The sequence below is a fragment of the Bacillus sp. S14(2024) genome (assembly GCF_050473785.1).
GTDB classification, from domain to species: domain Bacteria; phylum Bacillota; class Bacilli; order Bacillales; family Bacillaceae_G; genus Bacillus_A; species Bacillus_A yunxiaonensis.
The window spans coordinates 3,293,789-3,306,520 of record NZ_JBFLUP010000006.1; the positions used below are offsets into that span (position 1 = coordinate 3,293,789).

The 12,732-nt window shown below is 35.5% G+C and carries 13 protein-coding genes and 1 riboswitch; of the genes, 2 read left to right on the forward strand and 11 right to left on the reverse strand.

Features of this window, described 5'->3' with window-relative positions:
• Positions 1-8: 8 nt before the first annotated feature.
• From AB1279_RS16830 to AB1279_RS16850, 5 genes are all read right to left on the reverse strand, one after another.
• Positions 9-785 carry a metallophosphoesterase gene (locus AB1279_RS16830; protein WP_429759982.1) on the reverse strand — a complete coding sequence of 259 codons (777 nt, stop codon included), beginning with the start codon at positions 783-785 and terminating at the stop codon, positions 9-11.
• A 151-nt stretch (positions 786-936) separates the two neighbouring features.
• Positions 937-1,419, reverse strand: coding sequence for a LysM peptidoglycan-binding domain-containing protein (locus tag AB1279_RS16835; protein WP_336482774.1), 483 nt, complete (start codon positions 1,417-1,419; stop codon positions 937-939).
• A complete protein-coding gene (locus tag AB1279_RS16840; RefSeq protein WP_429750985.1) occupies positions 1,394-2,008 on the reverse strand; it encodes a CPBP family intramembrane glutamic endopeptidase in 615 nt (204 codons plus the stop codon). Before AB1279_RS16840 ends, AB1279_RS16835 begins: the two co-directional genes overlap by 26 nt.
• Complete coding sequence (locus AB1279_RS16845) at positions 2,005-3,531, reverse strand: RecQ family ATP-dependent DNA helicase (RefSeq protein WP_429759983.1); 1,527 nt, start codon at positions 3,529-3,531, stop codon at positions 2,005-2,007. The genes AB1279_RS16840 and AB1279_RS16845 overlap by 4 nt, the downstream gene beginning before the upstream one ends.
• The gene (locus tag AB1279_RS16850) at positions 3,521-4,582 is read right to left on the reverse strand and encodes a helix-turn-helix domain-containing protein (RefSeq protein ID WP_429759985.1); all 1,062 of its coding nucleotides are present in this window, start codon (positions 4,580-4,582) and stop codon (positions 3,521-3,523) included. The genes AB1279_RS16845 and AB1279_RS16850 overlap by 11 nt, the downstream gene beginning before the upstream one ends.
• Before the next feature lie 233 nt (positions 4,583-4,815).
• On the opposite strand from AB1279_RS16850, the gene AB1279_RS16855 reads away from it, so the two are divergent.
• Positions 4,816-5,064, forward strand: a complete 249-nt coding sequence (locus tag AB1279_RS16855; protein ID WP_017152544.1) for a ferredoxin — start codon at positions 4,816-4,818, stop codon at positions 5,062-5,064.
• Between the two features lie 296 nt (positions 5,065-5,360).
• Here the strand turns inward: AB1279_RS16855 and AB1279_RS16860 are convergent, their stop codons facing one another.
• Complete coding sequence (locus tag AB1279_RS16860; protein ID WP_429759987.1) at positions 5,361-5,939, reverse strand: ECF transporter S component; 579 nt, start codon at positions 5,937-5,939, stop codon at positions 5,361-5,363.
• 166 nt (positions 5,940-6,105) lie between these two features.
• Positions 6,106-6,242: riboswitch (FMN riboswitch) on the reverse strand.
• A gap of 243 nt (positions 6,243-6,485) precedes the next feature.
• Here AB1279_RS16860 and AB1279_RS16865 point away from each other — a divergent pair.
• Positions 6,486-7,169 (forward strand): hypothetical protein, encoded by a 684-nt coding sequence (locus AB1279_RS16865; protein ID WP_429750991.1) that lies wholly within the window; start codon positions 6,486-6,488, stop codon positions 7,167-7,169.
• Between the two features lie 32 nt (positions 7,170-7,201).
• Here the strand turns inward: AB1279_RS16865 and AB1279_RS16870 are convergent, their stop codons facing one another.
• The 5 genes from AB1279_RS16870 to ccsB form a co-directional block, all read right to left on the reverse strand.
• The gene (locus tag AB1279_RS16870; RefSeq protein ID WP_429750993.1) at positions 7,202-7,816 is read right to left on the reverse strand and encodes a peptidoglycan DD-metalloendopeptidase family protein; all 615 of its coding nucleotides are present in this window, start codon (positions 7,814-7,816) and stop codon (positions 7,202-7,204) included.
• 86 nt (positions 7,817-7,902) lie between these two features.
• On the reverse strand, positions 7,903-8,484 hold the full coding sequence (locus AB1279_RS16875) for a cob(I)yrinic acid a,c-diamide adenosyltransferase (protein ID WP_429750995.1): 582 nt from the start codon (positions 8,482-8,484) through the stop codon (positions 7,903-7,905).
• A 111-nt stretch (positions 8,485-8,595) separates the two neighbouring features.
• Positions 8,596-10,365 carry an ATP-binding protein gene (locus AB1279_RS16880; RefSeq protein ID WP_429750997.1) on the reverse strand — a complete coding sequence of 590 codons (1,770 nt, stop codon included), beginning with the start codon at positions 10,363-10,365 and terminating at the stop codon, positions 8,596-8,598.
• Positions 10,365-11,081, reverse strand: coding sequence for a DNA-binding response regulator ResD (gene resD / locus AB1279_RS16885; RefSeq protein ID WP_253629103.1), 717 nt, complete (start codon positions 11,079-11,081; stop codon positions 10,365-10,367). The genes AB1279_RS16880 and resD overlap by 1 nt, the downstream gene beginning before the upstream one ends.
• 480 nt (positions 11,082-11,561) lie before the next feature.
• Complete coding sequence (gene ccsB, locus AB1279_RS16890; RefSeq protein ID WP_429750999.1) at positions 11,562-12,719, reverse strand: c-type cytochrome biogenesis protein CcsB; 1,158 nt, start codon at positions 12,717-12,719, stop codon at positions 11,562-11,564.
• Positions 12,720-12,732: the final 13 nt, after the last annotated feature.

Here is a 12,732-nt window from a genome sequence, read left to right on the forward strand (position 1 = left end):
AAACAACATCAATCTTTTCTTTGTAATGTAATCAAATGAGTTTGTGCAGGAGCACGAAAACGCATTGGCACAAATGTTGTTCCATAACCATTACTTACAAATAAAGTCGTCTGTGGATATTCATGAATTCCACCTTTCAAAAAACGTGTAGCATGAAATAACCGAATTTGTCCACCGTGTGTGTGACCACTAAATACACAGGAAATATTTTCTGTTCCATTTAATTTATATACGATATCAGGATTATGACTCACAAGAATACGAAATCCCTCTTCTTCACAATCGGCTAACGCTAAATCTAAACGATCACGTTTCAAACCTACATCGTCAACACCCAATAACCATATTTTTTCTCCAGCCTCTGATTCAAATAAAATTCCTGTATTGTCTAAAATTTTCACTCCACTTTGAAGAAGCAATGCGTCTAATTCGTGAAAATCAATTTCGTAGTCATTATTCCCCCAAACAAAATACACTTGTCCTATTTCATTTAACCTTTTAATATTATCAACTACTCGTGCTAGTGGTACCCCTTGTTCAGCTAAATCTCCACCTATAATAACGAGATCTACCTTCCCTTTCACTTGTTGTATTAAGGATTTAGAAATTGTTCTTCTGTGAATATCGGAAATAAAAAAGATTCGTACTTCTCCAAAACTCATTGGAAACTCCGCAAATGATACGGTGTGTTCTAACAATGTATCACGCATCGCTTCTCTATACATCATAACGAAGCAACCAATCACAATGCATAATATGAAACAACCTAATAATCCCCATGTCATACACTTTCCCCATCTTTCCTCTTAACAAAATCTAACCACATAATATTACCTCACGCCAGCAAGTGAAGAAAAACCCTCTACTTCTGTAGAAGGTTTTTCTTGCTCCCGCTATTCGCGGGCAGTAAGCTGTATCAATGATGGAAGGTTCACTTTATTTTTTCTGTTCTGGTTCTGGCTTCTTCGGAATTTTTAACACTTGTCCTGGTTCTAACTCTTCTGGTACTTCATTATATTTCTTTATAATCGCTATCCCATCTTCATTCGGAAAATATTTCTTTGCAATATTTTCGAGCGTTTCTCCCTCTTTCACCGTATGAAATTGAAAGGTCTTTGCTGATGAATTGGATTCATTATTTTTCTTTTTTGAATCAAAAAAAATAACTTCAAATGCACTTTTTTCAGAATTAGCACTTGAGTCTGCTTTCTTCCCCTCAATGTAACGCTCCGTATACCACAAAATACCAATCGGAAGAAGAATAAATAATAATGTTAAAATCCGAACGAAAAAGTGCTTTATTTTAAATTTTGATTTTTTCTTATCTTTATGAACTTCACTACGTGGCGGTAAACCCTCTCCTTCTTTTTCCGTTGACTCTTTCATGTTCTCTTCAAACTCTGTTGTCTGCTTCGCCATATCGGTCACCACCACCTTCTATTTGCTTTCTTAATTGCAATCCCATTATGAAATCGACTAAAAAATGCGCAAAAATCGTAATTAGTAAATTATCAGTCCATTGAAACACATAACCAAATACACTACTAATCATCAATACAAAACAAAATAGAAACGGCTTAGTAATATAACGAATATGTAAAACTGCAAATATTATACTCGCAAACATTAAGCCAAAATATGTTTGTATTACACCACGAAATAGAAACTCTTCTGCTGTCCCAATTAAAAGGGTAACTGCAAACACCTGGAAAACAGACATTCCTTGAAACATACGGTCATTAATCCCGCCATCATCGAACCATGATTCGGGAAAAAGATTCATTGCAATATAATCAAGTAAAACAATCACACAAGCTACTCCGCCACCTATTAGAAGAATAGATAAAAAATCCCATTTCCACAAATCTAGAAATGCATCTATACTCGGAAATAATATATAAGCTAACAAGGCTCCAATACATAGAATAATCGCTTGCGTAATATATAAATTAAGTCGGATTTCTTTTAGACTCATGTCTTCAATACTTTTCTTGCGTATATCCATCATTCCTCCATTCTGAATCCGAAGAGCAATTGTAACTCTGTTTCCCAATTATAGTCGAAAACAGATTGCCTTGCTTGCCTTTTTTTATAATCTTCTATATAAATTCCACAATAATTACAGCAATTTTTTGGCTGCGTTTCCTTTACATATCCAAACTGAGAAAGAATCGCTTCTCTTTTACAATCTGTTCGCCGCATCCATTCTTTCATCGTCTCTAGTTGACCATATTTATTATAAAGCCGAGCTTTCACTTCTGTAATTAACTTCTGCTCCGCTTCATCTGACAAAGACTCAATCATCAATTGCCTATGTTGTATGATATCCATCTTTTCAAAATGATATCGAATAAATCGCCAATGTTGTTCACTCAATCCCGCTGTATTATAACAAATTTCTTCTACACCTTCTAACGGTAATACTTGGGCCTGAGCCACTGTTTCTCGTAATAAAGAAAATAAGAAGCGAATTTGCTGTTCATTTGGTAATTCTTCTTCAATAATGGAGATTGGCAATTCATGATCAAGCGGACTACATAACAAAATGGCAATGCTTGGTTCTCCATCTCGACCTGCCCGTCCAATTTCTTGCAAATAAGACTCTATATTTGTCGGATAATGAAAATGAATAATATAACGCGTGTTTTGCTTATTGACTCCCATACCAAATGCGCTTGTACACACAACAAGTTGAAGTTGATCGTTCATAAACTGTTGCTGAATTAACATCCGTTCTTCATGCTCCATTCCGCCATGATAATGCGCAACATCTTCGATACCTTCACTGCGTAGATACGCTGCAAGACGTTCAGTCCAAGCTCTACTTGAACAATAAATAATACCAGGACCTTGCAAATAGTTCACATGAGATAACAGTACTTCTTTTTTCTCTTGAATGGTTTGTACAAATTCTATTTTCATAGCAATATTAGGACGATCAATCGAATATAAATGCTGCCTCACATCTTTCAAGTTTAAACTTTCAATAATATCCTGTAATACTTCTTTCGTAGCAGTAGCTGTTAAAGCAAGAACCGTAGGATAGCCCATCGATGCAATAACTTGATCTAACTTTTTATAATCTGTTCGAAAATCATATCCCCATTGAGAAATACAATGCGCTTCGTCTACCACAAATAAAGAGATATGAATTTTTCTTAATTCTTTTAGAAACACTTCTGATTGCAGCATTTCAGGAGATACGAATACAAATTTATAGGAATGTAATCGCCGCATAGCTTCTCTTTTCTCTGCCATTGTTCGAAAGCTGTTAAAGGCAATAACTTGATTTTTCACTATATATTTTAACTGTGTAACTTGATCTTCCATTAATGACAATAGCGGTGAAACGATGAGTACCGTTCCATTTTGTATCAACCCTGGAAGTTGATAACAGAGCGATTTCCCCCCTCCAGTTGGCAGCATCGCTACAACAGAATTTCCATTTAATAAGTCTGTAATGACTTCCTTTTGCCCCGGCCGAAATGTCCTGTACCCAAACCACTGATATAAAATATCTTCAAGCTTCATGTAATCCCCCTACTCGCGCTAATACAAGACGAATTTCAAAATAGGAAACATGCTCTCCAGCAGTTTGCTTTAAAACTCGCAGCTTCCGCGTCTGTAACTCCTCAATCATTTTCTGGATTTGTTTCATTTTTTCTTTTTCTATAAATTGCTCCACCTGAAATTCTTTTTCGCGCAATGCAATTTCTACAATATGATCCTCAATTGTCGCAAGTTTTAATTTTCTTATCCTAGAAATTTCCTCCATTGTTCGTCCTTGCTTCCATAGTTGATATGTTTTTTGTGTTGATATACTAAATAAATCTGCTTTTTCATTCGGATACGCAATAATTTGTGCCAATAACGGAAACTTCTGTTGTTGATTTTGTACATATTGAATGATGAAATGAATCGTTCCCCAAAATAAAAGATATACTCGAAACGCATCTTGCTTCATCATATCTCCAAGTTGATCTGTTGTATAACCAATACGGTGGTATCCTGTTAAACGATATACGAAAATGGTTGCTTCTAGAGAGGTTACATACATTAATATTTCATTTATTTCTTTATATAACTGTTCCGCTAGTTGTCCTCTTGAAACAGAAGAGTTCATAATAAATTGTTTTACCCACATCGTGATTTCTGTATCTTGCTGAATTGGAAGAAACTTTACATATTTCTGTTGCAAATTAGATACGGTTTGCACAATCAAAGATAGCCTTTTCCAAAAACTCTCTCCAAGTTCACCGTATTGCAAACCGTGTAAATATTTCGGGAAAGAAAAAAGTTCTTCCCATTCGTTTACTTGTTTCTTTCCCATTTCAGATAAAATGTAAGTATTTTCATGCACACATGTAATAAATTGCTTGTTTAATAACGATTCAATCTGTTTATCATAATCATGACGTCTTAAAGATTTATATACACTAAACAAAAAGGAAAGATGAAACATATTCCCATCTTGCAATGTTTGTGAAGAACGTTTCCCTTTTAAAAGGTGATAAATTGAAGAAACCGTTCGTTCACCTTTTAATTGTTTTAAACAGTATAATACAGTATATTGTAGCTGCAACGCTTCTTCCACCCTTTCAGTCTACTTCTACTTTCATTGTAACAAAATGCATCCTATTTAGATATTTTTAAAATTTTATGTACAACTATAGAAATGAGTTGACATACTCAATTGATAAGAATTATCATTATAACTTTGTATTGAAAAGTTTCAAAAACCGTTTTACAATAAGGTTATAATTTTTCATCAGTGTTCTTATATACATATACATATTATTTAGGAGGTATACAAAAATGGCAAAATACACAATCGTTGACAAAGACACTTGTATTGCATGTGGAGCTTGCGGAGCAGCTGCACCGGACATTTATGATTACGATGATGAAGGTATTGCATTCGTAACACTAGACGATAACCAAGGTATCGTTGAAATCCCAGATGTATTAATCGATGATATGATGGATGCATTCGAAGGCTGCCCAACTGATTCTATCAAAGTGGCAGATGAAGCATTCGACGGTGACGCATTAAAATTTGAATAGTCTTATTGTAGACTTCAAAAAAATAACCCTCAAATGTGAGGGTTATTTTTTTACACCTTATTTCCTTCTATTAAGCAATCTTTCACTAGTCACTCACCCTAAATTTAGAAATCAGCCCCATCAAACAGACTCTTACAGCTCATTATGCGAGATAAAGTCAAATTTCCATCAGCGGGGATTTTTTCATCCCCCACTCCTCGCTTCTCTCAATCTTGAGATGAGGTTCCTGCTGCCCACGAATAGCGGAATAAAAAAACATCAGCAGAAAAAACTTCCACTGATGCAAAACTTTCTATTTATGCATTTTTCATTTTCGCAAATACCCATACTTTCAATCGAGAAAATAAAGGAACAAAAATAATTGTTACTATAATTCCTTTAATTATATTAAAAGGTAAAATTCCCGCTACAATTACTTGACGTAGTGCACTGTTAGACATAGTAGGATAATTTAAAAACCAAGTGTAAGCTGGAAAAATGATGAAATAATTAAGTACGCTCATAATAAGTGCCATACAAATTGTTCCTAACATCAGTCCAGTTGTTAAACTTTTAACCGTTCGATGTTTACGGAATAAAATAGATGCTGGAAGTACAAAGAGACATCCAGCAATAAAATTCGCCACTTCTCCTACCGGTACGCCCGTTAAACTTCCTTGAATACCATAATAAAGAACATTTTTTATTCCTTCTACAATTACACCTGAAATTGGTCCAAAAATGATGGCTGCAATTAAAGCTGGAACATCACTAAAATCAATTTTTAAAAACGGCGGGATTCCCGGAAACGGAAACTCTAACATCATTAGTAAATACGCAATACTACTCAGCATCGCCACACTTACCATTTGTACTACACTCTTCTGTTGTTTCATGTTTCTCTCTCCTTTTCCATCGATCATCTCATGGAAAGTGGAAAGGCTCTGCTATGCCTAAATTTATTCTAGCATGAAAAAACCCTTCGCGTTCGAAACGCAAAGGGAGAAATTTTAGGCACATTAAACAGACGTTCAAATATTTATCTTTTTTGAACGCTTGAACCTCCATCTTCTCCCATCCAGACTGTACTGTCGGCTTTGGAATCGCACCAAATCCTGCCTTAACGGCTCGCGGGCTTAGAATAAAAATACATATTCATCACCGCCGGTCGGGATTTTCACCCTGCCCCGAAGATAGACCGATATTCTATTTTCCACATCATTATACAACAAATTTAAAACAATGTGAATGAAAATGCTTCTTTTCCAGTTACTCCTCATAATTGCATGCTATTCTAACAATAAGTAAATAATATGACAAAAAAGAACAAATTTTCGTGTTTGTTCTTTTTTGCTCACAATTCTCTAGTCATTTATACATGAAAGTGATAAGATATGATATTGTTAAGAAAAACAGCATTTTCTTACAGTGGAGGAAATGTCATGAGTAAAGAAAAAAAACAGCCTATTCGAGAAATTATGAAAAAAAATCTTCGCAAAGAATACTTTTATTTAAAAAAGGAATTGCTGTTCTATTGTCCTCTTGACTCAGGTAAATTCTCAAGAGATACATATTATGCTGCTTTTGATAAAGATGGCATTAGTGTATATCAATATGATAAAAAATTAGACAGTAAACTAAGACTTTGCGAAAGACATCCATGGAAAAGCTGGAAAAAAGTCAAAATTGATCATTATTTAACAAAAACTCATTTCGTCTTTCAGGGAGAACGAAATTGGATTCTTTCTCTTTTTCATCAAGGAAAAAAGGCAGAAAAAATTATTCAAACTTATACATCTTTAGAAACAGAGATTGTTTCCAGACCATTTTTAAAAAAATTGCCTGGTTATCGATCTAATACAACATTGAATATGTATATTGGGACCATTTGCTATACTGTACTTATTGCATTTTTATTAAAATTTATCCTCCCATTTCAAATTCAAATTGCCTTGTATTCGCTGTCTCTCGGCTGTATGCTGCTCGGTCTTCTTTGTTTCGTTATCGGTCTTATTGAACCTACTCTTGTGCTATTTAGGACAAAAGAAAAAACACGAGCGAAAGTGTTTTATTATTATAGCTATTTAATCATTACTGGATTTGCATGTATCTTTATTTTTTGGTAACAAGCGAAAGAGCTAGTCTTCCTAGCTCTTTTTCAATTAATATGTAATTTTTGCGACGGATAAATCATATCTTTTTGCAAATGATTTTTCACTCTCAATTCTTCAACAGTTGTACCGAACTTCCTAGCAATACTGACCAATGTGTCACCTTTTTGTACGACATATACAGAGGCAGAGGCTACCGTGTTAGGCTTTTCCTGAATTATTTGCAGTGGATCCACTGCATTTGTTTTTGCTATCGTCCAAGCCCCTTTGTGAACTTCTAAATGCAAGTGAGCACCATTCGATTGTCCTGTATTTCCTACCTGGCCAATTTTTTGCCCTTGTGAAACTGTATCTCCCTCTCTCACAAGTCGTTTATTCATATGAGCATATACAGCTTCATAATCTTCATGTTTAATAAACACCACATGTCCGTAACTATCAGAAAAATAAGATCTTGTTACAATACCATCTTGCATAGCTGCTATTGAAGTACCAATCGGTGCAGCAATATCAATACCAAAATGCTTTCCGTTTCTCGTTCCAAAATAATCGCTAATTCTCCCCTCTACTGGCCATTCCCACCGCTTTTCTTCCGCAGCACCTTCTGTTTGTGCTATAAAAAAGACACAAAAGAAAAGCAAAATGATTTTTAATGCTTTCATTGTAAATCCTCCGTTTTCTAAATAACAACCACACTTTTTCTATTGTGGTTGATTATAGCAAAAAGTATACAAAAAAAAGAAAGAGCCTATTTCTCTTTCTTCTCTTCCTTATCTCGAAATACAATCGCACTTCTTTCATATTCTACATCTTTCACATTAGAACGAGCATTCACAACTCTCGCAACTGCAAATAAATAATCCGATAAGCGATTTACGTATTGCAACACATATTCATTAATCTCCTCTTGTTTCATTAATGAAACAATACAACGCTCTGCTCTTCGTACAACAGCACGAGCGATATGAATAAGAGCTGCACCTTGGCTTCCTCCTGGTAAAATAAAACGCTCAAGTGGCGGTGCTTCTTGAATATATATATCAATCCTTTCTTCTAGAAAAGTAATGATATCTTCTGTTACTTTATACGGAATTTTTCTCTTCACAATTGCTAAATCCCCGCCACAATCAAACAACTCATGCTGAATTTTTTCAAGTTCTTGGTAAATATCTTGAAACAATCCATCGCGCAACAATGTCATCGCATGTCCAATGAATGAATTCGCCTCATCAATTGTTCCATATGCCTCTACACGCAAATTGTCTTTATCTGCGCGTCCTCCAATAAGACTTGTTTGCCCCTTATCACCTGTTTTTGTATACAGTTTCATGTTTTCCCTCCTTATTTTCTTTTGCGTTCTTCATTTATATTAACATTCCTTTTTTTGTTCATAAAAAAAGCTTATCAAAAAGATAAGCTTAAAAATTCGCATATAATTTCATCATACTTGTGTTGGCAAATATACAGAGAATGTTGTCCCCTTATCTACTACACTCGATACTGTAATCTTACCATCATGCCCTCGCACAATATTTTTTGCAATCGCAAGTCCTAGCCCTGTACCACCTGTTTTTCCACGTGTACGAGCCTTATCCGCTTTATAAAAACGTTCAAATAAGAATGGAATATCATCTTCCGGAATACCAACTCCAGAATCTTCGACTTCGAATACAATTCCATTATTTTTCTCATCAATAATAAGCGATACTTTACCGCCTGCGTTTGTATGCCTTAAAGCATTATCAATTAAATTTGTTAACACTTGTTCCATCCGATCCGGATCAAAAGAATGCTTCTCTATAGAAGTCCGAAAATCAACTACTAACTGCACTTCTTTTTCCTTTGCTATCCCTTGGAATTTCCGTGCAATCTTTTCAACAAATGGAACAATATCTACTTCCGATATATGTAATTCTACGTGACCGCTCTCCATTCGAGCTAAATCTAATAATTCATTTACAAGACGGCCTAAGCGTACAGATTCATCATAGATAATTTGCACAAATTCATGTACTTCTTCTTTCGTTTGAACAATGTCATCTAAAATTGCTTCACTATACCCTTGCAACATAACCATTGGTGTACGTAATTCATGCGATACGTTTGCTATAAAATCTTTACGCATTTTTTCAAGACGGCGTTCTTCCGTCATATCACGAAGTACCGCAACAGCACCGCGAATCTTCGTCTGATTGTACAGCGGTGTCATCAGTACAACATAATTACCTTTTTCTAAATTAATTTCTATCACTTGTTGCTGTTCACTTTCTACAACGAGATGAAACAGTTCAACCAGCTCAGATGGCAAACTCACACTTAACTCTATCTCTTTTTCTTCATTCCATACTTGTAAGAAACGCTCTGCTGGCGGATTAATTACAACGACTTCTCCTTCTTGATTTAACGTAATAACACCATCAGCCATACTACTTAAAATACTAGAAAGCTGTTCTTTCTCTTGTTGCAGTGCATTAATATTAAACTTCAATTGTTTCCCCATTTGATTTAAAGCTGTTGCAAGTTCACCAATCTCATCTTGCGAAACCGCTGGTACCTTCGCATCAAATTTCCCGCGCGCTACTTCAAAAGCTACTTCGCGCATTTTACGCAGCGGAGCTGTAATCCGTGTTGATAAGAAAAAGGCAAAAAACGTTGTTAAAATAATCGCAATCCCTGCAGATAAAAAGATAAAATCCGTCGATTTTTCTATTCCTTGTTTTGGTACTTGTAACGATTGATATACGAAGACCGCACCGTCTTTTGACGACTTTAACGGAACCCCGACAATCATAATATCATTCTCAGGATTTTTCTTATTTTTTTCATCTGGGACGTTTTTAATTTTTTGTACATGTTTACGTTCTGTAAATACCGCTTGTAACTCTTTGTCATTTTTTAAATCTGTTAGTCTTAATGTTGCTAATCCTTGTTGAGCCGGGGAGGCAGATATTTCATTATTATCTTTAACAACAATAATACGTGAAAGGGGATCAGCAAATTTATATGCGATATGTTCTATCGTCTGCTCATCCGCCCCCTCTTCTATTAATTCAGAAACACTCGTTGCAACCTTTGAAAGCCTCGTTTCTCCCGTTGTTACGTAATAATTATCAAAAAACTGTGAAAGTAAAATAGCAACGAAACCAAGTACAAAGGAAACAAGGAGGAGAATCGTCAGCCATAACTTACCTACTACACTTTTCCAAAGCATCAATCGTTCACAACCTCAAACTTGTAACCAACACCCCATACAGTTACAATCATTTTCGCTGCATCTGCTGACTTTTTACTTAACTTCTCACGCAGACGCTTTACATGTGTATCAACTGTACGTAAATCACCGAAAAATTCATACTGCCATACTTCTTTTAATAACTGCTCACGGTCAAATACTTTATCAGGTGCCTTCGCTAAAAACAGTAATAATTCATATTCTTTTGGTGTTAAATTCACTTCTTCACCATCAGCTGTAACACGATGTGCATCGTTATCAATTGTGAGATGAGGAAATACAATAACATCTTTTGTTGTCGTATCTTGCGTAAAGAATGTCGTTGTAACTGAGCGACGTAAAACCGCTTTCACACGTAGGACAACCTCGCGCGGGCTAAACGGCTTTACAATATAGTCATCTGTACCAACTTCAAACCCTTGTACGCGGTTTACTTCTTCTCCTTTTGCCGTTAGCATAATAATCGGCGTTGCTTTTTTCTCACGAATCCCTTTACACACTTCAATACCATCTTTTCCAGGCATCATAATATCTAAAAGAATTAGATCATAATCATTTTGCAACGCTTTTTCTAACGCTGTCTCACCATTGTCAGCCTCATCAATGATATACTGCTCTCTCTCTAAATACATTTTTAACAAACGACGAATACGATCTTCATCATCTACAATTAAAATCTTCAATTCATTTTCCATTGCAACCCGCTGTACATAGAAATGTCACAACGGTTCACACCTACCTTTCTTCACTAAAGTGAAACTCCCTAAAGTTTGTGGTTTCTACCGAGGATTAGTTGAACGAATCAGATGCATGCTAGCGTTATCCCAACTTATCATCTTATGAGTTAGAAATTCTCATTACCGTTGGGATAGCGTACGAAACTTACTCTTATCTCATTTTCATTGACAAAACCCTTCGTGATTGAAAGTTCACCTTTGCATTATGTTTCACATAAATAATAAAATTTGTTCATATTTTTTCCAAAAACATGTATGTTTCCTGAATAATATAATTTCTCCTCGACATCATTTTACAAAATCAGCCTACACTTTGTCATGTTTTTCTCAAAAAAGAAAAGAAATTAACAAAAATAAAATAGGAAAGTGACAGTCACCTTCCTATTTTATACCGCAATAGTAAGCTGTACAACAAGATTTGTTGAACTTCAGTTATTGTCATGCATATGAATGCAGACCCGCAATCACTAAGTTTACCACTACAAAGTTAAACATAATAATTGCAAATCCAATTACTGCAAGCCACGCTGACTTTTCACCGTGCCACCCTTTAGACAAACGTAAATGTAAAAAGGCCGCATAAAAGAGCCATGTAATAAGGGCCCAAACCTCTTTTGGATCCCATCCCCAAAAACGTGTCCATGCAATTTGTGCCCAAATCATCGCAAAAATTAATGCGCCTAACGTAAAGACTGGAAACCCAATTGCAACAGAGCGATATCCAATTTCATCAAGCAAATCACTATCCACTTTTTGTACTACTGGTTGAATCGCCGCTGCCACTCGTTTACGTAAAATCAATCTTAATAAGATATACAGTCCTGTTCCTATAAATATCGACCAAATCACTGTATTTAATTTTTTCGCATTAATAATAGCAGGTGTTTCTACAGCAGGCTCAAGTTTGTCAGCCGTGACTAATTTTCCTTCATGAGGTCCGACTAAAGCAGGTAGATTGTACACCATTTCTGCTTTCTGCTCATTTTTATCAATCCATTGGAATTTCGCTTCATACTTTACACTTGAAAACGCAGTTGTCACCGCTATAAATCCCATTACACAAACAAGCGAAAAAATAACTGCTTCCAGCCAAAATGTTTGCTTGCTTTTTTTTGACTGATCCACATTTTTCAGTAAATATATAAGCCCCGCAATAAAACTAATCGCTAAAATGGCTTGGCCAGCTGCTGCTGTCGTTACATGAATTTGTAGCCAGTAACTTTTTAATGAAGGGATAAGCGGTGTAATTTCCCTCGGAAACATACTTGCGTAGGCAATGAGTAAAATAGCAACTGGAAGTGCAAATAAGCCAAGGATGCTTGTCTTATATATAAAATACATAATAATAAATGCACCAACCATCATCATGCCAAAGAATGTCCCAAATTCAAAAAAATTACTAACTGGTGCATGTCCTGATGCAATCCATCTCGTAACAAAGTATACCGACTGCGCAGCAAAACCTAAAATAGTAATACTTATCCCAATGTTTGCCCACTTCCGCCCTTTTTCTTTAATGGCACCTCCAAAAAACAACGTTGCAATTAAATACAATACGAAAGCAGCAAATAAGAAACTACTACTTATTTCTACCATACTCTCTCCCCAC